The sequence below is a fragment of the Chitinophaga hostae genome (assembly GCF_018224885.1).
Lineage (GTDB): Bacteria > Bacteroidota > Bacteroidia > Chitinophagales > Chitinophagaceae > Chitinophaga > Chitinophaga hostae.
Window position 1 is genome coordinate 301,250 of sequence record NZ_JAGTXB010000008.1, and the last position, 24,147, is coordinate 325,396.

Here is a 24,147-nt window from a genome sequence, read left to right on the forward strand (position 1 = left end):
TGACTGCCTTTTTTTCGCAAAACGTCAAGAATCCTGACGGATTTCCTTTACCACCCTGCCCGTGATCTAACCGTGTATAGAATAATTTCCGATACGGAAATTTATTTTTTATATCTTGGCCGGCTCTAGTTATAGTTATACTATCTTAAAATAAGCACGGTTCAATGATTAAAATTCCTCTTACGCTGGTTTGTTCTCTTACAGCGTTTATGTTAGTAAAACCATTTTCAGCGCATTCACAGACTACGCCCGCTGAATTAAACATCACCCGATTTGCCGGCCCCTCTGTAACTCCCAGCCCTGCCTGTTTGGCGGTAGCGCCAACAGGCGAAGTGTTTGTTGGAGTGGACATGATAGGTTCTCTTGGTAAAGATCCGGGGAAAGGCCGGATACTCAAGCTGGTGGACAAGGACAATGATGGTAAAATGGATGCGCATACTGACTTCGCCACCGTGGACAATCCGCGTGGTATCATTGTAATGGGCAACCAGGTATTTGTATTACACACTACCTTTTCCAGCGAAACAGGTAAAGCCACGGGGATGGCCCTGGTGGTTTTTGAAGATAAAGATGGCGATGGCAAAGCAGATGGCCCCCCTAAGCCACTTGTAGAGCATCTCAGCAATACGAAATATATCCAGGAGCGCGGAACTGACCATGCCACCAATGGTATCCGCATGGGTATCGATGGCTGGATCTATATCGCCGTAGGCGACTTTGGCTTCCATGACGCCACCGACCGTTCCGGCAAAAAGCTGACCATGCTGGGTGGAGGGATCGTAAGAGTGCGCCCCGATGGCACCGAACTGGAGATATTCACCCATGGCACACGTAACGTATATGATGTTGCCATTGACCCTTATATGAATGTATTTACACGGGAAAACACCAATGATGGCGGAGGATGGAATGTGCGTTTCTCCCATCATATCCAATCCGGTGAATACGGATACCCGGTATTATTCCAGCATTTTACAGATGAAATATTACCTGCACTGGCTGACCTGGGCGGTGGTTCCGGTACCGGCGCCTTATACATGTCAGAACCCAACTGGCCTGCGAAATATAACAATGTTCCCATGATGGCCGATTGGGGCAGAAGCATGCTGTACATCCACAGGGTAAAGCCTGATGGTGCTACGTTCACACAAAAAGAAGAAGATTTTATAGCACTGCCCCAGATTACTGACCTGGATGTGGACGGATCAGGTAGACTTTACCTCTCCGCATGGGATGGCGCCGGTTATTCCGGTAGCGATACCATCGGTTTTGTTGTTCGGGCGGTACCGAATGACTGGACTTATAAAGCGTTCCCGGACCTGGCCAAAGCATCAGTAGCTGAACTGGTTGACCTGCTGAAGTCGCCCAGTGCAGTAGCCCGGTTAAATGCATCCCAGGAGCTGATCCTGCGGGCCGACCAACAGGGAATTACCGCAGCTTTGAAGATAGCATCTGATGCACAACAGCCTTTATATGCCCGTGTAGCCGGCCTGTACACATATGCCCAGGCTACCGGCAAAGACGGTATTGCAGCGTTAGTGGAGCTGACAAAAGACCCTTCAGTGAAGGAACATGCATTGCGCGCCCTGGCAGACCGCAAAGGCATCCTGGCAGATGTTCCTGAGCAACCATTCCTCGACGGTCTGCAAGACCCGTCGCCACGCGTTCACGCCGCAGCGATAGTAGGATTGGGACGTTTGGGCCGCATAGAAGCAGCCACCGCGTTGTTACAAACCAAAGTGCCTGCCTCATTTGTTGCGCCTGCGAAAGAACTGGAAGGACCACACGCTACGCCTAATGCCGCTATTGTGCTGCCTCACCTCGCCGTGCGGGCACTCGTGGAACTTAACGCTGTAGACGCCACTGTATCGGCTGTTAACGGTCCAAATGCCACACTCGCATTATGGGCGTTGCGCTATATGCACGACGACAAGGCAGTGAATGGATTAATTGCTGCCTACAAACAATCGAAAGACCCCAGGGTGAAAAAACAGATCATGACAACACTGGCACGCCTCTACAAAAAAGAGGACGCCTATGACGCCTCCTGGTGGTGGGGTACCCGGCCGGATTCGCATGGTCCTTACTACAAAGCAGTATTGTGGTCCGGATCACCGTTGATTGAAAGTTTCCTGAAGAAAGAAGCGCAGAAAGCCGGACCGGCCCGCATGGACCTGTTCAGGGATCTCGATGCACGTCATAGAATGGAGATCGCCGCATTTGCCCCGCTGAAAAAGGCAGAACCCGTTGCAGTGAAAGAACCTAAAGTGGACCTCGAGAAAATAAAAAGCAAGAAAGGCCAGGTAGGTAAGGCATCTATTGAAGATGTGCTGTTGGCCGTGAAACAGTTAAAAGGAGATCCTGCCAAAGGAAAGATACTGTTCAGCAACCAGGGTTGTATTGCCTGCCATAGCCTCAACAGGGGTGAGAAAATGAAAGGACCTTTCATGGGACAGATCGGCTCTATCATGAACCGTGAACGGATTGCAGAATCTATCCTAAAACCCAATGCGTCTATTTCCCAGGGATTTGCCACAGTGACCGTCACCGCGAAGGGTAATAAAACCTATGTTGGTTTTGTAACAGAAGAAACAGCCACCAAGGTGGTTATGAGGGATATTTCCGGACAGGTATACACAGTGAATGCCGCTGATATCCTGAGCCGCAAGGAAATGAAAACATCGATGATGCCTACAGGTCTTGCGAACTCATTATCATATGAAGAGTTTGCATCACTGGTTAACTTCCTGGCGCAACAAAAGAAATAAAGCCTTTTATACCGGCATAGCCGTAACTGCAAAAGCGGCCCGCATGGAATTAAACTCCATGCGGGCCGCTTTTTTTGAGGGCATTGATATCTGCCATAAAATAATTTTAATTTTATGGGTGATAAAACGCTGTTCCCGGTATATACAGGTGACTAAATCTACAATAGCATGCAAACAATATCAGACAATGCCCTGCTGGATAAACTGAGAAGCGAGGATAACGCTTCTTTTGCGGTATTGTATCAATACTATTTTCCTCCAATAGCCACCTATATTACCAATAATTACGGGAGAAATGAAGATGCCGAAGATATCTTCCAGGAAGCAATTATCGTATTATTGCACAAAGTAAGACAACCCGATTTCCAGCTTACCGCCGCCCTGAAAACCTATCTCTTTTCCATTTGCAGGCACCTCTGGCTGAAACGCCTGCGGGATAATAAATTATTGCCGGTAGCAGACGTAGAAATATACCAGGGTGAACATGACACCTTTCTCCCGGAACTGCACCGGGAAAAAAGCAAAGATGAAAAAGTACAATCCTGGATAATGAGGATCACCCGGCATTGCCAGCGTATTTTAAAAGCTATCTTCTTTTACCGGGAACCAATGGATATACTGATGAAGAAAATGAACTGGAAAAATAAGCATACGGCGGCCAACCAACAATATAAGTGTATTCAACAGGTAAAGAAAATAAGGCAAACCGAAGAAAGCATATAGTTGTTTGGGTGATAATTTTTACCGGCTGGTATTAATAAACAAATCACCCTTAAAACAATTCATGATGTCAGCAACAACAAAAATCGTTCTTTGCATTTTCTCCCTGGTATTAACAGGTATCTGTCTTTATCATTTCTTCGGTTAACCCAAAAACAGTAAAAATGAAAACATCTGTCAATATCTGGGGAATCAAAGAATTCGAAGGAGATGGTGAACACTGTCCCATTATTCCGGCTAATCTCCCCTGGTATAAGAAAGTATTCTTAACATTTTTCCGTTTCGGGGTATGCCCGCTTTGTGTTACCATGAGCGTAGGCTATAGCATCCGCCGGTTTTTCAGGAGATGAAAACACGCTAAAAGCATTTCGTCATCAACAATCCCGTAAATATGGCTATTTACGGGATTATATTTTATTTCGTATTAACCTCAACCGGTTCAGGGCTGAATATGATAGTATCCGCACATTGCCTGGTAATCACTAAAATCTGCACCCGACGCCCTTCTTCCTGCAATACCCCCGGGAATAATAACATAACGGAGCTTAATAACATCCAGCGGGTAATTGCTCACAACATTAAGACCGCCAACATAGAACTGGGGATACATCTTTATATCACCGGCATTGGAAGCATATGGTAGGAGTAAAACAGTAGAGCCAAAATCAGCATATACCAACGTAACACCTTTATCAAGCAGCTCTCTTGTCAAGGCTGGTATGGGCCATTGGGCCACCAGTCCTTTGAAAGACTTCCAGGGGGAGTAGATCACATTCGCTGTGCCGGTGTTGCCCTGGTTCCCGGTAGCGCCTTTATCTCCCTTCGGTCCCTGTGCGCCCTGAGGGCCTTCCGGGCCGGTTTTTGAACAGGCAAAGCATGATATCATCAGCAAGCCTGCTAATAGCAGCAATGTTGTTTTCATGATTATCGGTTTGAAGGTTTGAAGCACGTTGGGGAATGCTTCGTTACTTCAAAGAACCGTTTTTTCAAAAAAGTGAAGAAAGGCTATTTAGCCATTGGTGGGAATGATTGAGCGGTTGGGTACCTATCCCACCCCATCTGATCTTCATTACTTAACGGGTCGTATTTTGCCCGTGCTGTAAACAACAATGTTACTCCAGGAATATTCATCATCATTACCGCTTATGCCGGTTGATAAGTATGCACAATAATCCCTCCGGGAAAAGTTTTCACATCAGCCAGTTTCAGGTCAAGTGGTTTCGAAAGACCGCTAAATATCGGTAGTCCGGCTCCCAATGCTATGGGGTGTATGGCTAAATGGAATTCGTCGATGAGACGCGTCTCGATCAGGCTCCGCATAAATCTTGCACCTCCATGCGCTAAGATCGGCGCCCCTGGCTCTGCTTTGAGTTCCCTGATCCCTTCAGCAAGATCACCGGTGAAAACCCGGGCCCCGGTCCAGGAGGCTGCAGCCGGCGACTGCTCTGCGTTGGGCTGGATTCCATTGGCGGCATCATATCGCCTGGTATTTTCTACGGCCGCAGTGGTTTGTGCCGGATCAAAACCTGCAAATCCTTTTTTCGTAAAAACCGCCTTGGGTATCTCGTTCATTGGCGCGGCAATGGGTGCGGTCGAAGTTGGCCAGTAAGACGCCATATCATGAAAGGTTTTACTGCCCATAATATGCAATCCCGCAGTCCGGCAAAGCCCAACCAACCAGGCCGCTGAGTTTTCATCTGAGGTCTTGAAGATCCAGTCGAGCTCGCCGTTGGCGCCGCCTACAAACCCATCAGCGGACATTGACATCTTCATCATTAGTTTTCTCATGATTAGAATTTTTGTTTCCCAAATGTAAGCCGCCCTCACGGAACTCACATAGGGCAAAAGCGACAATCAAAGGGGGCCGTTGCGTCATCAAATTTCCATAAACATTTTCTTAATTTCATGATGATACTTCTCCTCACTTACCTTCAATAGCTCCGTAATCAGATCAATGGAAACAGGCCTGGGCCGTGGATACTTATTCTTCAGAAGAAAATTTCTTAATGCTTCATTCACTTTGTTTTCACCAATCAGCTCGCTGAGCTTCACCATTACTAAAGCTCCCTTTGAATAGGAAATATGCGTGTCATTCTCCTGCACTTTATATAATGGCCGGTTTTCTGAAAGCCCCTTCTCCATATCATAGATCTGCTGATGTACCTGCACCCGCTCCAGCATTTTCTGCCGGCCATGCATTTTTTTATACAGCATCATCTCTGTATACATAGCCAGCGTTTCCGTAAGCATGGCCGCTCCTTCCCTATCGTCGGGTGCTATCTGATTATTGCCCCACCACAAATGAGACAGTTCGTGTCCCGCCAATTCATTAATGACGTCTTGTTGCCGGTCTGCTTTAATATTTGCATGGAAAAGCATGTTCTCCGTCATAAAAATATTTGCCGGATAAGCCGTAGCTGCAAAACCACTGGTGAACGAGGATACCTCCGAGAAGGCAAGTGAACGAAACGGGTATGCACCAAAATTTTCCTGGCAATAATCCAGTGTATTTTTTGCGCAGGAAATCAGGTGTGCCACATTTTCATCATGTTTGGGATGATAATATACGCTGATTTCAATTCCTTTGTACATGATACGGCGCATGCTGTACACGGCGGAAGCAACTGCAAAACGAAAAGGCACCGGTTCATTTGTTTTATAATGAAAATAGCTCCTGTTACCCAGCTGCCATTGCGCTATCAGCTCTCCTGTACCAATAGCTGTTTGCCCCGAGTCTGTTGAAATAAGCATGTCTGAATAAATGAAATCCAGGGTAGAAGATTTGGGCGCAGTCAGGGTGGTTACCTTTGTGGCTTCTCCCAATCCCCATTTCTTCCGCTGCAAACTGTCCGTTATCTCCTTTTGCGGCTGATAACCTATTTGAGGATAATAACGGCTGATGCGCATAAAAGACCCATTCTCTATAATAGCATTGAAGGGTTGATGGCCATTGACCGGCGCCCAGCTGTATGATATCTCAAAGTGAATAGCGGCGCTGTCATTGGGTTGCAGGCCGTGGTTCAACAGGAGTGCTGTAACCGCCTGGTTAATTTGTATCTCCTCTCCCTTTGATACGTAGGCCGCATGCAGCATGTGGAGGCGCTCATCAAAATTGATCAATATGTTATGGATGACTGCTGTTGTAAGGTTCTTAATAATATAACTTCCCGCTATCGTATAGGCCCGTTTGCCGGGATACAAACTGATACGGGAGGTTACGGCTGTAACAACAGGCTGTGGGATATCCTGGTATTTACGGTACAACTTTTCGTAGCGTGCAGCTGCTTCCGGTTTTAGTTCCCGGTCTTTGCCTGCATATCCATGCATAAAGGCTATGCCTGAGAAAACACCACCGCCGCCCAAAGCAAGCATACCTATAAGGCTGGCCACTTTCAGACGCCTATTTTTTATAACGCTGTAAATAAGCCATAGCATCCCTACAACAGAGGCGCCAAATATCAACCTTTCAACAAAAGAAGGCAGATAGGCGCCATAGCCGTTGAAGTCACTGTAAACCCCGTTAAAACCTGAAAGAAAACGGAAAAGGGGGAGGCTGATGATTTTCTTTGACAGCGGACTAGCGATCGCAAGTGTTGTTAGTATGCATATGCTTAACGCGATATAATTACGGGGCGCCAGTTGGTTAATGAATAATAGCATTCCTGTGAGCAATATCAGCGGACCCGTATTAAAAATCACCACGCCTCCATAAGCCTTCCAGTCAATAACGGGATAATGGTAAGCCCACTGGAAACTTAGCCCCAGCATAATAATCAATACGGTATAACATAACAGCAACAATACACAGCTGAACCAATGCCCCCATTGCCGGAATGAAACATGCGCCGTGGTATTTTCAATCGCCGAAAATTTCACGTTGCTGCTTTTCCAAAACAGGTCGTGTGCGAAATACACCATTAACAACATACCCATAAAATAGAAGCTCTCAGAAATGGTGACAGCCATTAACCCGGAACTGGCATACTGCTGTGGCAGCCGGATACCTTTTTCTATAGCGGCATACATCTCCATACCGGTATAAAATAGCAGGATTACCACACTGGCAATGAACGGAATATTTTTGTAAGTATGACCTATATTTATTTTTACAAACGACCATATCGACTGCCACTTAGTTCTGAGGTTATACCTGGTGGCTATCGTAAAATCCGGCTCCTGGCGCAGCGGAAACGATTTTTCTGCTGCTGCAGATGATCTGCCGCCCACCTTTCTTTGTGTACCGGAAAGCCCCGTATAACCCAGCCATAAGCATACAAACGAAACTGCCGTTATGATCAGCCTGTTCACTAAAAAGTATCCCGATGGCAACAACAACACAGTATTGCGTTGGCTAACAGAAAGCCCCCTGCTATCATAGAAATAAGCCGACAATCCAAACGGATCTACCATCGCAGATACTTGTTGCGTAGCTAAAGATTGCGGAGATGCCTGTGCCATCAAAGGTGAATTAGAAAATAACAACGTCACCATGTATAGTACGTACAAAAGCATACCACCTAGTGCCATCATCAATTTACTCCTCGTTCGCCACGCAATACACGACAGGAAACTGCATACAAACAAACTGTTGATACAGCCAAACAATATGAATGGATACAGGTAATAAAGAAGATGAATGGAAAATCCCGCTCTTATTTGCTGTCCAATGGCGAACCCGATTGTAACCAGCAGGAAACTAAAAACAGTAAGGATCAACAGCGACAGGAAATGGCCGCTTGCGAATTTACCCTTACCAACCGGTGTTGAAAAAAGGATAAGATCAAACCGGGTATCCCATTCCATAAAGAGCAATTTCTGCGCAAAAACGGTAGCAATAAGGATAGTAGAAAGACTCAACATTCCCAGCATAAATCCAATGGTATAAGCGCCATTGAAGTTAATCCCTTCGCCTGCCGACAGGTTAAACCGGTTGCCGGCGAATATCCCCATACCCAGGAAGCACGCCATTCCCAGGTAAGCAGTGAAGCGATTCGTATACCCTCTTATGTCAAAAAGAAAAATTGCTTTCATGGGTTATTGGTGATACAGGGTATGAAAATAGGCATGCTCCAGGGTTGGGGTTAATGGATGAAAGCCCTGCGGTTGTTTCCCGGAAAAAACAGTAATATGCATAGCTCCCGCTATCAGCTGCCGGCCAATGATCTTGCAGGACGACTCGTACGATGATAATTCAGATGTATGAATCTGTTTGGTCCATACTTTTCCCGCTAATGTGTTTATCATCTGCGCAGGACTGCCCGCAGCCTGTAAGGCACCCTCTTTTATCACCGCCATTTGCGGGCAGAGGTTCCGGACATCTTCAACGATATGCGTGGAAAGGATAACAATTATTTTTTCGCTTATTTCGCTCAGCAAAATATTGAACCGGTTCCGCTCTTCCGGATCCAGCCCGGCGGTAGGCTCATCTGCTATAACAATCCGGGGGTTTCCGAGTAGTGTTTGGGCAATACCAAAACGTTGTTTCATTCCGCCCGAAAATGTGTGCACTTCTTTATCTTTCGCGTGGTATAAATTTACTTTTTCAAGCAGGTACAGAATCTGCGCTTTTCGCACAGCGGCACTATCTATACCTTTAAGCACGGCAAGATGCTGTAACAGATCATAGGCAGAGGTTTTAGGATACACGCCAAAATCCTGGGGCAAAAAACCAAGCTGCTTCCTCATGAATGCCGGTTGCCTGATCACATCAACCCCGTTGAAAATAATAGTCCCGCTGTCGGGCTTTTGCAGCCCTACAATTGTTTTCATCAGCGAAGATTTACCCGCCCCGTTCGGTCCCAGCAAACCGAACATTCCATTGGTAATGTCCAGTGATATATTGTTGAGCGCCTTTATACCATTCCGATAGGTGAGCGAAAGCTGATCAATGCAAAGCCTGTTCATTTTACGAATGTTTAGATAATACAATCCCCTGCAATGGTTGTCCATTGCTTTTTACAACTTGTGATATAAAAAATTACGGGTGTTCTCTGTATTCTAAAATATCACCGGGTTGACATTCCAGGATTCTACAAATGGCTTCCAGCGTGTCGAACCGCATGCCTTTCGCTTTCCCGGTTTTAAGTATGGATAAGTTTACCGGTGTAATTCCTAATTTTTCTGCCAATTCTTTGCTTTGCATTTTACGCTTTGCAAGCATCACATCAATATTTATGATAATCGGCATAACTATATAAATAAGTCTTGTTCTTTTTGAAGTTGTAGTCCCTGCCTGAATATAGCCGCCAGGAAATAGGCAAAAATCCCCAGGAACAAATGCACCAACACCAACCCCCATACGATACTTTCCAGTTGAACAAAAAAGCCCGATAGTACGGCACAGAAAACCGGTACCAGCATATTAAGCAGGTAGAAGCGGCGCAGATGAATAATGTTTCGTGACGTAAATAACCTGGGCTGATAAAATACTTTAAAAACCCTGGAAGCCGCCCAGAAGAATAAGCTGTATAAGCTCAATGGCAACAGGAATGAGAATACTACATAGGGAGCGTTATTGTCTATATTGAGAAAAGGCTCGTTTGTAAACGGGTACATAATATGAATGTACTTCCCTTCACCATACGGCACTATACCGCGTTGGGTAAGCAAACAAATAACTGAATATAAAGTCGTGGCAAGGTACCCCAGTGCCAATATATAACTGATATAATACAGTATTTTAGAAACGACTTTTACGCGTACCATTTTCGGGAATTAAAATTAATTCCCCAAAAGTAATAATTAATTATCGTAAAACGATAATTAATTATTGTTAATTTATTTCCAATACGCTTTAACTCACTTTTCCAACATTGATTTAATCAACTCGTCCATCTCCACATTCAGCATGAAAGATACACGCATCAATATTTTCCCATCCCTGTCCAGCAGGATCTTTGTAGGATAAGCACTGATGTCATACGCTTTTACGATATCGATTCCGCCGCTGCCTTCATCGTTTAATACATGTACCCAGTTCACCTCGTCCTTTTTAATAGCCCCCAGCCAGGCAGCTTTACACTCCGCGAATGCCGGCTGTCCATGCGCATTTTCATTTGCAATGGCAACAATTTCCAGACCTTTGTTTTTATAAGTATCGTAAAGCGCTTTCAAATGAGGATGACTTTGCCGGCAGGCGCCACACCAGCTGCCCCAAAAATCAAGTATGACTAACTTCCCCCTGTAATCACTCAGTCGTATGGTTTTACCATATTGATTTTTCCGGGTAAAATCAGGCGCCTGCTGTCCTTTAGGACTCAGTTTCTTCCAGGCGGCTATCCTGTCACGGATCCGTTGGGCAGCATGCATCTTTTTAAGCCGGTCGCTCAATTGCTCATAAGCTGCCGCATAAGTAGCTGTGGTATACATCTCGTTGTTGTCTTCCAGCTCATATAAGCTCATATAGGAGTCGGGATGTTCCTTTACAAACGCCTGCTTCATCAATAACTTTTTCTGGTAAAGCGCTGCAGGCTTTGTGGTGACTAATTTATAAAAGGCTACACTGTCCCTGACCATGTCCAATGACTCAATTTCCTTTCCCAACGCTTCTTCCCCGATATCCTTATTCAGTATGGCATCTAAAGCATTGAAATCCCCGATCACATCTGTATCCTTTACCTGGTCCTTAGCCAGGAAAGCCATCACTGCTTTCAGGTCCAGGTCAGACAGGCGCACGGTATCCTTCGGTGCCTGTTGTTGACAGAGGCCGGACAGGGGAAACAGGAGTACGCTCCACAGCATTATTCTTTTCATGATGGTTGATTTTATATATAGGCATCGGGGGCATCGAAAAGGGTGAATGGCTGCCGGGTAGATGATATCGCGGATGCGATCTTGCAAAGAATAAAAATGCCGGTACAGTTTCCTGCACCGGCCCGGGGAACAATTTATTTTTATTGCGTTGGGGTTTCGGTTAATGACAAACTCGTTAAGACAGCCATTAAAAAATTCAACTTTTGGGGTTTGTAAACATCCCATTTCTCTGCCAGCCTCTGCCACGGGGCCGGTTTGATGGGATCGCCGGATAAAAGGCCGTATGAGCGATTCTTCCTGCTAATCCTTAAAGGATTGTATTACAGCAGCAAAAGTATAAGACAGAACAGCAGGAATCAACTGCGAAAATTCGCAGGTTAGCCGATTCTTTGTTATTTTACACCTAAAAAGATGGATCCTGATAAGTTGGCATATGGTAACTATTCTAAAGCATTTATAACGGATGTACCGGCAGATCTGAACGCCCCTGAAGCCCTGCATTTCAAAAATACCATTCGCCGTTTTCCGGAAGAAGCCATCTACATCTATTCTTTCAAGGAAAATAAAATGCTGTATGCCGATGGCTGGGAACCCCTTCTGGGCTACCGGGACGATGAAATCAGCATGCTCACCATTGTAAATATCACAGCACCGGAATATGCCCCTTTTTCCAATGAACTGAACGACAAAGCCCTGATGTTCCTCCACAGTAAGGTCATCGAAGAAGAGCACCAATACAGTTTCACCATCGAACTAAAAAAACTTCATAAGAACGGCGCCCCGGTACCGCTTATCTGGAAAGTGGGCGTATTTGCCACGGAAGGAGGAAAGGTCACCTGTATCATAGGGCATTCACAAAGGAATGAAAGCATTAAGTTTGGCAGCGTAATGCGCTATGCCGCCTATGGTCCGGAAAAATCGGAATTTGAAGAAGAGCTGAACAAACAGCTGTTCCGGCATTACGCCATTTCTGAAAAAGAAAAAGATGCCCTCGCACTGGTGGCGGAAGGCTATTCCTTTAAGGAAATTGCAGCCAGGTTCAGCGTGTCACAGTCGGCCATAGAAAAAAGGATACTGCCGATGTATAAGCGTTTCGGCGTTAAAAGCCTGACCCACCTGATCAGCTTTGCATTTGCAAATCATATTCTCCCTTAGACCTGGCGCCCCTGGCTGCAGGTACATGACGCTGCAGGTTCAGTGAAAGCATTTTGTCCCTTTCCACACCTATGCTGTACAACATGTCCTGCCAGTTGGCAGATAGTTTACGGTCCTTATCGTCATTTCCCAGCACCCAGATCACGTTGGTATCCTTCAGTGCAGTACGATTGATATCCCGGGTAGACAGCGCGTCTACGAAGCCCAGGAAGCGTTCTGAGGTGATCAGGTCTTCTTTTACCGGGTCTCCGGGGTTAATATCATCTATCACGAGGATGGAAGCCTTACGCCAGGTCCATAGTACATCCGCGGTGTTATCGTCGTCCTGTTCAAAGAACATACAATACAACTTCATCGCAGAGGTATATATGGCCGAATAGTGACGGATAGACAACTCCGTGGCAATCGCCACGCTCAGACTGGTTTTACCACTGTTTTTGGGCCCGAACAGGAACAGGTGCATACCCATGGTATTGCTGTCGAGAAAGCGTTTTATCAGCTTAATATCCTCAGGCGCGATATGTTCTGTACTCCACTGGCTTAGGCGGAACTGGAAAGGATATCCCGGCGCCTGCAGGTACATTTTTGTGAGATACCAATAATAGGCAGGATACAGGATCAGCGTAGCTGTTACCATTACTACTCCCCTGGCCAGGGGAGTATCATAGCATAACAGGGAGCAAAAAAATGCACCCAGCCAGAAAAAAAGCAGGTCGGTAATGGTATCAAAAGCAACATTTCCCCAGGCTGGTTGAAAAACGTACGACTTTACACCACCCTTTCTGCCTAACGTTAACGGCCATAGGAAATTGATGGTTTCAAATACCAGCCAGGTACCGCTGATCAGGCAGGCGGCATTAAGCGAAGCCCTGGCCGGCGCCATATGCGGCTTCATGATCAGGAAAGCGATAAAGGCTGGAATAAACCCCAGCGAAAAATGACCAAACTGGTTGGCCAGCCAGGTATAGGTTAGTGTAACACCCCGGTAAGAGTCCTTACCTCCAAGATCAGCCTTCAGCTGACGGGCCATATTTTTAAACGTAATCGTTTTTTTCATGAGCATTTACGGGAAAGCAGCGGGCAGATAAATTAGGAGTAAATATAATAAATCTCCCAACATCTCCGCAAAACACGCCTTTTGAGGGCATAATACCCCGCCGGCTCACCCACCCCCTCCATCTGCTAAACGGCCCTTGGGCTATTCCTCTTTGTACCGGATTTTTGATACAGGCAAATAACGATTCCCCGACTATGGATCAGCCGAAATAATTAATGCAAATACAAAACTTAATATCATGAAGCTTTCACCCCTTCTCCACTGTATTTTATTATTGCCCCTGTTCATCACGGCAGGATGCAGCAAAGGTCACGACAACCCGGCGCCGCCGCCGGACAAGAACTGCCGCATTGCAACCGCTACATCAAAATCCGGCGCTGTCACCGTCATCTATACACTGACTTACGACAACGATGGACGCATCAGTAAAATAAGCACAGATGATCTTAGCAAAAGCCGGAGCCTTTTCAATTATGCACCCGGCATACTTTCACGGGATACCTATTCAGACAACTGGAACGGGCAACAAACAGGGCAGCTGCGCGCAGAAGTGAACAGCATGGGACTGCCCACACTTATTACCGAAAAACAGTACGATTATACCCCGATTGGTCAACCGCTCAAGCTCTCTGTTACCATTACCACAACCTTCGAATACAATAGCCAGGGAGAACTACAGCTGTCTACCCAAAAAAAAGTATTTGCCAATGCCCCGGCCGGTAACTCCAACATCACTTCCTCTTATACCTGGGCCAATGGCAATGTTGTAAAACAGGAAGATACCGGTGGCCAAACATCCATCTTTGAATATTATACCGATAAACCCACTCAGAAAGGAGATCCTGTCGCCTTTCAAAACGTGATGAACTATAGCGTCAATCCTTATAAAAACAAAAACCTGGTCAAATCATTATCAAACAGCACAATGATTATAAACGTAAATTACGAATACGATGAAACAGGAAAAATCAACACTACAAGCCTTACAGCTACTTCCGGTACAAACAGCCAGGAAATAAGATACCAGTATTCCTGTAATTGATTCACCAGCCAGGTAACCCTCACCCGATATCTTACTGAAAACAAAAACTACAAAAATGAAAGCGATAATAAGTACTGTTTACTTCACTTCCGTTGTAATGACGCTTGTCATCATAACAAGTTGCCATCGCGACAACCCTGTAAACGTGGATCACTCCACTCCCACTATCACCGTATCAGGCAAAAACCTGGTGCTGGCCGGCGGACAATCATTCGTCCTGCGTGGCATCAACTATCCTATTATCGATGAAGGACTGCCTACACTCGGCAACCCTACCCGGTACAAATTCAAAATTGATGAAGCGGCGAAAACCGGCGCTAATGCGATCCGCATCCAATGGTATACAAACAACACCCATTGGCTGGATACATCAGCAGAAGGATCGCCCGGAACAGTTGATGGATTCCTCAATAACGGCACATTAAGCAATATCATCGGGTACTGCTATCAGAAAGGAATGATTCCCATCCTGGTGGTACAAAATACAGTATGTGAAAGCGACTGGAATTATTTTAAAACCGTAGCCCTGCCCTGGTGGCAGCAGCCAGCCGTACTTGATCTTATCAATAAACATAAAAAATACCTGATTGCCAACATCGCCTGTGAATTCGGTAATGTGCGGTGGGCGGAAGATCCGGAAGCGGCACTGGGAATCTTCAAAACCAATTACATCCAGGCTGTACAAAAACTGCGCAGCGCCGGCATCACCATCCCATTAATGATTGATGCACCGGACTGCGGTACTTCTTCTTCACCACTCGCCAAAGTAGCGAAAGACATTCTCACTGCCGACCCCGCCAGGAATATTATTTTTTCCGCACACACCTATTGGGCGGACTACGCCAATACTGCTGCCGCCATTAAAACAAAAATGGACGAAATAGACAACACCGGCACATGCTTCGTTTTGGGAGAAGTAGGTAACTGGCAGGATGGCAATACCTGCTGCGTTCAGAATATAAGCACCCTGTTTCCTGTTATCGTAAATGAAGCCTGTCACCGCGGTATTGGCTGGCTGGCCTGGGCTTATACCCAGGACTGTTGCAAACCGCGGGAAATGACAACCAACGGCGAGTTTAATACGTTAACTACTTATGGTCATGAGGTGGTTCATAACGGTACCTATGGATTGCTGTCAGGAGGAGGCTGCGCTGCACAACCCCTCCCGAGGGAAAACTAAAATGAGGACAGGACCGAAATGCAGGAGGATCAATTCAAATGTTTGTAAATTTAAATAAAAACCCTTGGCCTTACCACGTCCGATACTACGTGCCCTGTTTGGGTTGATATGCTGTAGCTGCTATACAGGGATTGTTCACAGCCAGGGTCACTATAAAAAACAAATCCTGAACTATATGGACGGGCTTCCGTCCGACTACGTATATGCAGCCATCCCTGATTCATCGGGGTATTTGTATATCGCTTCCCAAAAGGGTATTTCGATTTACGACGGCTACCGCTTCGTAAACCACCCGTTCCTGCAATTGGGGGTCAGTGATCTGTACCTGGATCATCATACCTTTTATTTTTATAACGACAGCGGACTAAACCGCCTGAAGAATTTTCATACAGTCCCCCAGTTGCTGGCAGCGAATATCTTTACCGATACAGATCCGAATAATGATGCATACTCAAATATCTTCGTTGACAACAAACAAAGAATATGGTCCACTGACTTTAACTATGTGAAATACTACCTGCCGGGAAATGGCAGGATATCATCCTTCCTCATTATGCCCGAAAATAAAGACGCGGGAATAAATACAGCTATACTGGAGGTAGCCGATGGAGAAATCTGGGTGGCAGCAAGATCCGGTCTCTGGGTATGGCATGAAGCCGATAATAAACTGCAGCTGCATCCTGCAACCGCTATCAACCGGCTGAGTTATGAAAGCGCCATTCAGCTGAATGACAAAGAAGTGCTCCTCGCCACTACCAACGGTAAAATTCTCCGGGTAAATCCGGCCACCGGCCAATCCGCTGATCTTCCTTCACTACCTGACCACGATATAGTGAGAGGATTTCTGGAAACGGCAAAGGGACTGTTTCTCTATACCTCCCGCAAAATATATCAAAAGCAACCAGCTGCTTACCAGGAAATTTGCAGCGCGGATGATGCGCTGATCAATCACCTCAGTTCCGATGCCCGCACCCACCTGCTTTGGGTGTCGACTACAAAAGGCATAATAAAATTAACGCCCGGCCCCGAAGCAGTTGAAACACGCATGTTTCCCGGAACAAAAACGCAAAACGACCCGGTGATCTCCATCGCAGCGCCCAAAGCCGGTGAGCTTTGGATGCTTACCCGTTCAGGAGAGGTCTGGTTTTATGGTAACGGTTCCCTGGAGAAACGTTTTTCCGGGGAGATGGATAACCGGTATTATGCGCTCGACGATGTGGAACACCAGGTCATATTATCCACCCAAAAAGGAATATTCCGGTGGCAGGACAACCGCTTCCGGCAGCTTCACTTGCCGGGCCTGCAAATAAAAAGCGACATACGAAAAGTATTGGTCACCCCCCAGAATGAATTTTGGGTTGTTTTCTCCGGTCAGCCAATTGCACGATATAGTTATCCCGGCTTTGAAAAATTCTCCAGGGCATTTAACAACGACAGTGCTTTCTGGACCGGCAACACCTGGAATGATATACTGACAGATAGCAGCGGCATCACCTGGCTGGCAGGATGGATGCCCAAGGCCTGGGGTATTGCCCGCTACGACGCAGCTAAAAATACATTTATAGAGATCTCCGACTCCACCATCAACAAAAAAACACTGGGCGTTTTTGTAGGTGATTATTACAACAGCATTGGTGTTGCAAGCAATGGCCAGCTGCTTTTTTCCGCCTACGGCGGCTGGAACCGGACAGATGAAAAAGGGAAAATTATTCAAAAGGTAGATACGCATGACTACGAGATAGCAGACACCTATAATGTAGGTATTTCCGAAGACCGGCACGGGAATGTATTTTTTGGTACCCGTGAAGGACTACATGTTTGGTTGAAGGAAAAAAACAAGGTGGTGCGGCTGTCGCAGATAGATGGCTTACCTACCGATTACCTGGTAAATGCCCATAAGAAACTGCTCAATGGCAACCTTGCCCTGGGCATTCCAAACGGCATCCTGTTAATTGACCCCGAAAAGATTTTACAAACCAGGCTCACCAACCGCCTTAGCCTTACACAGATTAGCGTAAACGGCGTTTTCAGAAATGATACTGCTACCAGCATAGAATTATCCAGGAAAGAAACTGCACTCTATTTATATTTCTCTGACCTCTCCTACCTGGATCCACATAAAGTTTATTTCCGGTATAAGTACAGCGATGAAAATAACTGGCATGACCTGGGGCATCGCCCGGAGCTTTCTCTTCATCACATTACGCCGGGAGAATATCATATTACTGTAGAGGTGTTCGATAACCTTGCCAACCGGCAGGAACAAACCCTGTCGCTATTTGTAAAAGCCCATCCCGCTTGGTGGCAAACCTGGTGGTTCAGGATCACAGCGCTGATCCTGTTCACCGGGTTGGTAGCCATCCTGATAAAAAGACGGATCAACAACATCTGGCGGGAAGCGGAGCTCAAACATCGTATAGCCGAAACCGAAATGATGGCGCTGCGGGCGCAGATGAATCCGCATTTCATTTTTAATTGTATCAACGGCATCGATGCCCTGATCCAAAGCAATGATAAATACTATGCAACGGTTTACCTGAACAAATTTGCCCGGCTGCTTCGTAATGTGCTCGACAGCTCAAAACAAAATACCGTTAGCCTGGCAAAAGACCTGGAAACGCTGCAGCTTTATATCGATCTTGAACAGCTCAGGGATGAAAATAAATTTACGGCTGCCATCAAAGCAGATGAATCCCTGTTGCTCGATGATTACCAGGTTCCGCCACTGGTAGTGCAGCCTTATATCGAAAACGCCATCCTGCACGGGCTGAGGCATCGCCCTGACAATGGGGGCAGGCTCACCATCACCGTAACGAAAAACGAAGAACATATTAAATACATTATTGAAGATAACGGCGTAGGCAGGGATACACTCAAAAATGGCCGTAAACATGACCATTCCTATGGCATGCAAATGAGTGGCGACAGAGTAAAGTTTTTCAATAATGAAGAATATGCCTCCGTAGTAATAACAGATTTAAAGAACGAAGGAAAGCCTGCGGGCACCCGGGTTCAGGTACTTTTAAAAATTCAGTAATGCTATCAGCTATCATCATCGATGATGAACAAAAAGGACGTCTTGCTTTACGCGAAAAACTGCGCGACTACTGCCAGGAAGTGGAGCTGCTGGGAGAAGCGGCCGATGGAGCGGAGGGCCTGAAACTGATCCGGGAACAGAAGCCGGAAATCGTTTTCCTGGACATCGAAATGCCACGCATGAGCGGCTTTGAAATGCTGCACATGCTGCCACAAAAAGACTTCCATCTTATATTCACCACTGCCTACGACCAGTACGCGATCAAAGCGATCCGGTACGCCGCTTTTGACTACCTGCTCAAACCGGTAGATATTGAAGAATTGAAATCCGCTATTAAAAGAGTTAGTGAGCAACCAAGAGAACATACAGAAGAAAAGCTCCAGGTATTGCAACAAAACCTGGATACAGGGTCCCTGCAGGGTAAGATCGCCATTCCTACCGCAGAGGGCCTGCTTTTCTTCAATATAGCCGACATCATATGCCTGGAGGCAAAAAGCAATTATACCGCTATCCACTTCTCCAAAGCCCCCAGCCTGCTCGCCAGCCGTACCCTGAAAGATTTCGAGGAACTGTTGCCTACGGATCTATTCTTTCGTACCCACCATTCATACATCATCAATCTACAATATATCCGGCGCTACATCCGGGGAGAAGGCGGACAGATAGAACTGGAAAACGGTATGTATGTAACCGTATCACGACGAAAAAAAGAAGACCTGCTGAAAAAATTCAGGTATAAGAAATAACATCCCACCTATGTATTTTTTATTAGGATCCCTGTTTAAATTTTCCTGTCAGCTGGTAAAATAAGCATCAAGAAAATTTAAACCGGCTCTTAATATTAAGTTAACATGGATAAAAAATACCTGCAATATTTATGTTGTACTTTCGCCCCGTTGATTTGAACCCATAGAGCACAACAAAACCTATAAATCTGTACAGTGCTGTAACCCAGAGCAAATCAGGCATGTTTATTTTTTACATAAGGCGTTATGTAAATATGAAACCCCACGCGCGTTTATTAACCTAATATGATAAGTACTATGAAAAGAAAACACCTGTTGTTTGCAGCTATTTTCGCATTCGCCGTTAGTTCCTGCAGAAAAGAAACCCAACCCGTTGTCGAAGAACAACCACCTATTACGAGCTTTAAAGATCTCAAAAAAATCCCTGATGCCATAGTGGATATCAAGGCAGGAAATGTCAACTTAGAAGACATACTGAAAAACAACAAGAAGAGCGTATTGGAATTCCTCAGAGACAGCGCATGGGCCAATGGTACCGGGAAAACCATGATCTTCTCTTCGGATGAACAACTGGCGCCTGAAAATCAGCTGAGACTTGTTTACCCCGGATCATTGTTGCAGGCCGGTGGCATCGCCGCACTGAAGTATGTGCCGATTGCAAAATACCAGGGTAAAGTGAAACCCATTACCGTTTCTGTTTCCGCTCCCGGAAAATACATTTCAGGAGTTATCAACAAGCCCAGTATTTCTGCAACAAGAGAATTTATCGGGTCAGTATTCGGAAACGGACCTGTAGGTAACGAGCTGGTAGGATTCCAGTTTGACATGAACCAATTTACTTACTACGAAGAGCTGAAACTCACTATTGGCGCCAACGTAAGCATTGGCTCCCTGTTCTCTGTAGGAGCTTCCTTTGGTAAAGAGAAGGTGGAAAAAACAACCGGCCTGGTCGCTAAATTCATCCAGAAAAACTTCACCCTGGATATGGATCTTCCGGATGATGGTAACCTGCTGGATTCAACCGTTAACCCTGCCGATCTGGGACCGCTTTCCCCGGTGTATGTAAGCTCCATCACCTATGGAAGAATGGGAATAATAAAGGTAGAATCAAATTACTCTTATGAGGAACTGAAGCTGGCTTTTAACATTGCCTTTAAGATCTCTACTGTTGGCGGAGGCGTTCAGGTAGATGCCACCACCAAGAAGATCATAGATGAATCAAGCATCCAGGTAAGAACCGTTGGCGGCGAAGGTGATGAGGTTACCAAAACTATTGTAGGATACGAAGAATTCAGGAAGTACATTGAGTCAGGCGGAAATTATTCTTCCAAAGCTCCGGGGTTCCCGCTGTACTTTACTTTGAGCCATTTAAGCGATCATTCTGTATTCAGCACCATCTTCAATGTAAATGTCCCTAATAAATAATTCCCCCCATGATTAGTATTAATAGAATAACCGGCATCGCTGCGTTATTTATACTCATACTGACGGGGTGTAAAAAACGTGTGGACGTGGAGAGTAAAAATGGACTGACGGGGTTATCGAAAGCATCCCTTCCAACCATTGAACTGAGTACACGCAATTACCTTCCGGGAGGAAGCGGCGTGGTAAAATTCGGAGTAGCAGATGCCAACGAAGCTGCCAACAGCGTGAAAACGAATACCGTAGAACTGCGGGATAGTATATGGACAGACGGTTTTGGCAAAACGATCATTGGTGTTTCCGATGAAATCAGTATTTCGCAAACCACCCAATTACAACGGGCCTTTGCAGGATCGCTGATACAGGGAAATACGATCAACGATTTAACGTTGAAACCAATAGCTGCTTTCCAGGGAAAAGTAAAGCCGTTAAAAGTTTCTGTATCCTTTCCTGCCAAACGCGTGAGTGGCGTAATTAATAAGAGCAGTTTGTCCGGTACCAGGGAATTTATCTCTGATATTATGTACAATAACCAGCTCGGTAATCAATTTGCCTCCTATGGTTATAGCATGGAGCGGTTCACGTCGTACGATGAGATCAAAACCGCCTTTGGCTCCAATGTAAACACGAGAGCACTGTTCTACAAAAGCTCGAGTTCATCGTCCAGCGAGGAACACCGCATCTCTAAAAAATCAGGTATCTATGTGCGGTTTGTTCAACGGAACTTCACCATTGATGTTGATTTACCCGATGGCGGCAACCTCCTGGATCCTTCAGTGAATCCCGCTGACCTGGCTGGCCTGAACCCTACCTATGTAAGCTCTATTACCTACGGAAGGATGGGAATCATGTCGATCGAATCTGACTCTTCTTATGAATCTACCTATGAAGCTTTTAATAAGGCATACAAAGCATTGTTTGTAAGCGGTTCCACTACTTTCACTGAAAGTGAGAAGCGGATCATTGACCAGGCAGATATGCGTTTGTTCCTGGTGGGTACAGATGGTGAAGCTACGGTGAAATCGGTACAGGGTTACGAAGGCTTTATGAAAGTGGCACAGGAAGGCCAGCAGTTCTCGGCCGACAAACCCGGGGTACCTATTTATTTTTCATTAAGTAACCTGTCGGACCATAGCCTCGTGAAACAAACCTTCCGGGTAAGCGTTTATACCGACCCGGTATTTGCAAGAATGGAAACGGAAGGCGTGAAGATTGAAACAGACAGGAAATATTACGGCGATCAATGGGAAGACCTGGCCAAAACAACCGGTAGAGTGTATATCCGTTTCTATGCCGATGCCCTCGCCACCAAACCAACTAATCCACCTTTATTTGTCCGGTTTAACTATAAGCTGACCAAAACATACGACTACAACGTATATGGCTCACCGGGAGGCGGCAACTACTCGGATCAAAAGGTAACAGATGAAAAAGGCGACCGGTACAATGTTTTCAGAAACACAGAATATCCGCTGGCCGTTCCGGCGCTCCTGGAGGATCGTACAGACCGGTCGAGAAATTACGAGGAAGATACCATGACGCTGACTGAAACAACATCACAAACGTATGGGTATACCTACGAATTACTGCCTGGAGATTTCTATAAAGTATTGGCGCCGATCAGGCGATAAATAACAACTTATCAATGATTCTAAACACCAGTAAATACGGGAAGAAGTTCTTTCTTCCCGTATTCTTTGTTATCAGCATTTTACTGACTGCCTGTAAAAAGAATGACGTTGTTCCCGATGAAATTCAGCATAAAGGGACAGATAAACTGCTGGCGGATTCCATCTTCCTGTATGCTAACCAGGTATATCTCTGGAATGAGCAGCTGCCTTCACTAAAGGATTTTAACCCGGGCCGGTATATTTCGTCCGAAGGCAAATTGAACTACAAAACAGAGTTGTTTGATATCAGCCAGCTCACTATTAACCCTCAATCCGGCAAGCCCTATGAGTGGAACCGGTGGATACCGGCCATACCTAAATACAGCGCTATTTTTACCGCCACTGATCAGGAAAGCGAAACGGATGCAGGTATGCTGAATGTTTCCGGCAGATTTGGTATCAGCCTGGTGGTGGTAAAAGACCAGGACCTGTATATCAATTATGTAATAAAGGGAAGTGATGCAGAGAAAGCGGGTGTAAAAAGAGGAATGCGTATAACCAGTATTAACGGAAATCCTGTTAAAATATCTGCTTCCTATTACAAAATGATCATGCAATCTTTCAATGAAGGATCGCAGCTGGAACTGGTTTGCATGGATCACCAGGTAACCCGGCAATACAAATTCATTTATAAAAAGAATAACTATTTTGAACCCATTCTTAAAGATACCATACTCCCCCTTCCGTCGGGGCGTAAAGCAGGTTACCTGGCCTACCTGAAGTTCATTGATGTAAGGCATGTATACCAGGACCTTGATCGTGTCATCGGCGGATTTGCCGCAAACGGGGTATCGGATGTGATTGTAGATCTCCGGTATAACGGCGGCGGGAACCTCACAGAACTGGATCGCTTTGCCAACCTGCTGGTTCCGTTTCCGGCGGATGGAAAGGTGATGAGAAAAGAACAATACAACAACCTGGTAAAGTCCGGGCAGGCCACCCTCCTTTCCCTGCAACCTATTATCGCGGCCGATGGCTTACCGGTTTATCAAAATGGGAAAGCGATTACCTATGGGGATGTAGACTATACCGAAGAAAGAAATACCGTATACTATAACAAGATGGGAGGAATAGGCACCCTTAAAGGTGTATGCTTTATTGTAAGTGAAAAAACAGCTTCCGCAGCAGAATTACTGATCAGTTGCCTGCAACCTTACCTGAAGATAAAAATTGTTGGCGTAAGCGGTGGTACTGAAAACAGTAACACCGTGAAGACATATGGAAAGCCGGTTGGTTTCTTTCCCCTCAAAATCGGTAATATGAGCGTTTACTATTCCATGTTCAGGAATATAAATGCAAACGGAAAGGGCGATTACTACGACGGCATACCCGCAGAGGTCAGCGTTTATGATGATCCGCAGTTTGATTTTGGGACCAGGGGAGAAAGAGGACTGGAAGCGGCCTTAAGCCTGATTTCGGGGGACGGTGAAAGACGGGTAAAGACGGAACGGCTGGGCAGCAATACGGCATCGTGGAAGGAATTGCCGTTGAATAAAAATGAACTGCCTGTCCTGAAGTCAAGTATTACACTGAAAGATGGGACAAAGATCAGTCTCGATCGGTAACAACAATCATTACCATATCCCCGGTAGCCAGAC

19 protein-coding genes are annotated in these 24,147 nt (G+C 45.8%); 11 read left to right on the forward strand and 8 right to left on the reverse strand.

Going from position 1 to position 24,147, the window contains the following annotated elements:
* The first annotated feature begins 164 nt into the window (after positions 1-164).
* From KE626_RS18295 to KE626_RS18305, 3 genes are all read left to right on the forward strand, one after another.
* Positions 165-2,768 carry a DUF7133 domain-containing protein gene (locus KE626_RS18295; protein WP_211974369.1) on the forward strand — a complete coding sequence of 868 codons (2,604 nt, stop codon included), beginning with the start codon at positions 165-167 and terminating at the stop codon, positions 2,766-2,768.
* 168 nt (positions 2,769-2,936) lie between these two features.
* Entirely contained in the window at positions 2,937-3,491 is a 555-nt protein-coding gene (locus KE626_RS18300) for an RNA polymerase sigma factor (protein WP_211974370.1), read from the forward strand.
* A gap of 161 nt (positions 3,492-3,652) precedes the next feature.
* Positions 3,653-3,838 carry a hypothetical protein gene (locus KE626_RS18305; RefSeq protein WP_211974371.1) on the forward strand — a complete coding sequence of 62 codons (186 nt, stop codon included), beginning with the start codon at positions 3,653-3,655 and terminating at the stop codon, positions 3,836-3,838.
* Between the two features lie 89 nt (positions 3,839-3,927).
* Here the strand turns inward: KE626_RS18305 and KE626_RS18310 are convergent, their stop codons facing one another.
* The 7 genes from KE626_RS18310 to KE626_RS18340 all read right to left on the reverse strand — a co-directional run bounded on the left by KE626_RS18310 (position 3,928) and on the right by KE626_RS18340 (position 11,240).
* Positions 3,928-4,410: a hypothetical protein gene (locus KE626_RS18310; RefSeq protein ID WP_211974372.1), complete on the reverse strand. Its 483-nt coding sequence runs from the start codon at positions 4,408-4,410 to the stop codon at positions 3,928-3,930.
* 221 nt (positions 4,411-4,631) lie between these two features.
* On the reverse strand, positions 4,632-5,276 hold the full coding sequence (locus KE626_RS18315; RefSeq protein WP_211974373.1) for a dihydrofolate reductase family protein: 645 nt from the start codon (positions 5,274-5,276) through the stop codon (positions 4,632-4,634).
* Positions 5,277-5,363: 87 nt separating this feature from the next.
* The gene (locus KE626_RS18320) at positions 5,364-8,519 is read right to left on the reverse strand and encodes an ABC transporter permease/M1 family aminopeptidase (protein WP_211974374.1); all 3,156 of its coding nucleotides are present in this window, start codon (positions 8,517-8,519) and stop codon (positions 5,364-5,366) included.
* 3 nt (positions 8,520-8,522) lie between these two features.
* A complete protein-coding gene (locus tag KE626_RS18325; protein ID WP_211974375.1) occupies positions 8,523-9,392 on the reverse strand; it encodes an ABC transporter ATP-binding protein in 870 nt (289 codons plus the stop codon).
* A 73-nt stretch (positions 9,393-9,465) separates the two neighbouring features.
* Entirely contained in the window at positions 9,466-9,675 is a 210-nt protein-coding gene (locus tag KE626_RS18330) for a helix-turn-helix domain-containing protein (protein ID WP_211974376.1), read from the reverse strand.
* A 2-nt stretch (positions 9,676-9,677) separates the two neighbouring features.
* Positions 9,678-10,193, reverse strand: a complete 516-nt coding sequence (locus tag KE626_RS18335) for a DUF2975 domain-containing protein (RefSeq protein ID WP_211974377.1) — start codon at positions 10,191-10,193, stop codon at positions 9,678-9,680.
* Positions 10,194-10,286: 93 nt separating this feature from the next.
* Positions 10,287-11,240, reverse strand: coding sequence for a peroxiredoxin family protein (locus KE626_RS18340; protein WP_211974378.1), 954 nt, complete (start codon positions 11,238-11,240; stop codon positions 10,287-10,289).
* A 411-nt stretch (positions 11,241-11,651) separates the two neighbouring features.
* Between KE626_RS18340 and KE626_RS18345 the strand changes: the two genes are divergently transcribed.
* Entirely contained in the window at positions 11,652-12,395 is a 744-nt protein-coding gene (locus KE626_RS18345; protein WP_211974379.1) for a helix-turn-helix transcriptional regulator, read from the forward strand.
* Here the strand turns inward: KE626_RS18345 and KE626_RS18350 are convergent.
* The gene (locus KE626_RS18350) at positions 12,361-13,452 is read right to left on the reverse strand and encodes an ATP-binding protein (RefSeq protein WP_211974380.1); all 1,092 of its coding nucleotides are present in this window, start codon (positions 13,450-13,452) and stop codon (positions 12,361-12,363) included. The two genes, KE626_RS18345 and KE626_RS18350, sit on opposite strands and share 35 nt — an antisense overlap.
* A gap of 238 nt (positions 13,453-13,690) precedes the next feature.
* Between KE626_RS18350 and KE626_RS18355 the strand changes: the two genes are divergently transcribed.
* The 7 genes from KE626_RS18355 to KE626_RS18385 all read left to right on the forward strand — a co-directional run bounded on the left by KE626_RS18355 (position 13,691) and on the right by KE626_RS18385 (position 24,114).
* Positions 13,691-14,494: a hypothetical protein gene (locus KE626_RS18355; protein WP_211974381.1), complete on the forward strand. Its 804-nt coding sequence runs from the start codon at positions 13,691-13,693 to the stop codon at positions 14,492-14,494.
* A 55-nt stretch (positions 14,495-14,549) separates the two neighbouring features.
* Positions 14,550-15,674, forward strand: a complete 1,125-nt coding sequence (locus KE626_RS18360; protein ID WP_211974382.1) for a cellulase family glycosylhydrolase — start codon at positions 14,550-14,552, stop codon at positions 15,672-15,674.
* A 175-nt stretch (positions 15,675-15,849) separates the two neighbouring features.
* Positions 15,850-18,711, forward strand: coding sequence for a sensor histidine kinase (locus KE626_RS18365; RefSeq protein ID WP_211974383.1), 2,862 nt, complete (start codon positions 15,850-15,852; stop codon positions 18,709-18,711).
* Positions 18,711-19,457: a LytR/AlgR family response regulator transcription factor gene (locus KE626_RS18370; RefSeq protein WP_211974384.1), complete on the forward strand. Its 747-nt coding sequence runs from the start codon at positions 18,711-18,713 to the stop codon at positions 19,455-19,457. The genes KE626_RS18365 and KE626_RS18370 overlap by 1 nt, the downstream gene beginning before the upstream one ends.
* A 297-nt stretch (positions 19,458-19,754) precedes the next feature.
* Complete coding sequence (locus KE626_RS18375) at positions 19,755-20,882, forward strand: thiol-activated cytolysin family protein (protein WP_211974385.1); 1,128 nt, start codon at positions 19,755-19,757, stop codon at positions 20,880-20,882.
* A gap of 8 nt (positions 20,883-20,890) precedes the next feature.
* Positions 20,891-22,510 carry a thiol-activated cytolysin family protein gene (locus KE626_RS18380; protein ID WP_211974386.1) on the forward strand — a complete coding sequence of 540 codons (1,620 nt, stop codon included), beginning with the start codon at positions 20,891-20,893 and terminating at the stop codon, positions 22,508-22,510.
* Positions 22,511-22,524: 14 nt separating this feature from the next.
* Entirely contained in the window at positions 22,525-24,114 is a 1,590-nt protein-coding gene (locus KE626_RS18385; protein WP_211974387.1) for a S41 family peptidase, read from the forward strand.
* The last annotated feature ends 33 nt before the right edge of the window (positions 24,115-24,147 follow it).

Bases quoted from the DNA above. Each gene is read 5' to 3' on its own strand.
- KE626_RS18295 (WP_211974369.1), top strand. From the start codon at position 165: ATGATTAAAATTCCTCTTACGCTGGTTTGTTCTCTTACAGCGTTTATG.
- KE626_RS18300 (WP_211974370.1), top strand. From the start codon at position 2,937: ATGCAAACAATATCAGACAATGCCCTGCTGGATAAACTGAGAAGCGAG.
- KE626_RS18305 (WP_211974371.1), top strand. From the start codon at position 3,653: ATGAAAACATCTGTCAATATCTGGGGAATCAAAGAATTCGAAGGAGAT.
- KE626_RS18310 (WP_211974372.1), bottom strand. From the start codon at position 4,410: ATGAAAACAACATTGCTGCTATTAGCAGGCTTGCTGATGATATCATGC.
- KE626_RS18315 (WP_211974373.1), bottom strand. From the start codon at position 5,276: ATGAGAAAACTAATGATGAAGATGTCAATGTCCGCTGATGGGTTTGTA.
- KE626_RS18320 (WP_211974374.1), bottom strand. From the start codon at position 8,519: ATGAAAGCAATTTTTCTTTTTGACATAAGAGGGTATACGAATCGCTTC.
- KE626_RS18325 (WP_211974375.1), bottom strand. From the start codon at position 9,392: ATGAACAGGCTTTGCATTGATCAGCTTTCGCTCACCTATCGGAATGGT.
- KE626_RS18330 (WP_211974376.1), bottom strand. From the start codon at position 9,675: ATGCCGATTATCATAAATATTGATGTGATGCTTGCAAAGCGTAAAATG.
- KE626_RS18335 (WP_211974377.1), bottom strand. From the start codon at position 10,193: ATGGTACGCGTAAAAGTCGTTTCTAAAATACTGTATTATATCAGTTAT.
- KE626_RS18340 (WP_211974378.1), bottom strand. From the start codon at position 11,240: ATGAAAAGAATAATGCTGTGGAGCGTACTCCTGTTTCCCCTGTCCGGC.
- KE626_RS18345 (WP_211974379.1), top strand. From the start codon at position 11,652: ATGGATCCTGATAAGTTGGCATATGGTAACTATTCTAAAGCATTTATA.
- KE626_RS18350 (WP_211974380.1), bottom strand. From the start codon at position 13,452: ATGAAAAAAACGATTACGTTTAAAAATATGGCCCGTCAGCTGAAGGCT.
- KE626_RS18355 (WP_211974381.1), top strand. From the start codon at position 13,691: ATGAAGCTTTCACCCCTTCTCCACTGTATTTTATTATTGCCCCTGTTC.
- KE626_RS18360 (WP_211974382.1), top strand. From the start codon at position 14,550: ATGAAAGCGATAATAAGTACTGTTTACTTCACTTCCGTTGTAATGACG.
- KE626_RS18365 (WP_211974383.1), top strand. From the start codon at position 15,850: ATGGACGGGCTTCCGTCCGACTACGTATATGCAGCCATCCCTGATTCA.
- KE626_RS18370 (WP_211974384.1), top strand. From the start codon at position 18,711: ATGCTATCAGCTATCATCATCGATGATGAACAAAAAGGACGTCTTGCT.
- KE626_RS18375 (WP_211974385.1), top strand. From the start codon at position 19,755: ATGAAAAGAAAACACCTGTTGTTTGCAGCTATTTTCGCATTCGCCGTT.
- KE626_RS18380 (WP_211974386.1), top strand. From the start codon at position 20,891: ATGATTAGTATTAATAGAATAACCGGCATCGCTGCGTTATTTATACTC.
- KE626_RS18385 (WP_211974387.1), top strand. From the start codon at position 22,525: ATGATTCTAAACACCAGTAAATACGGGAAGAAGTTCTTTCTTCCCGTA.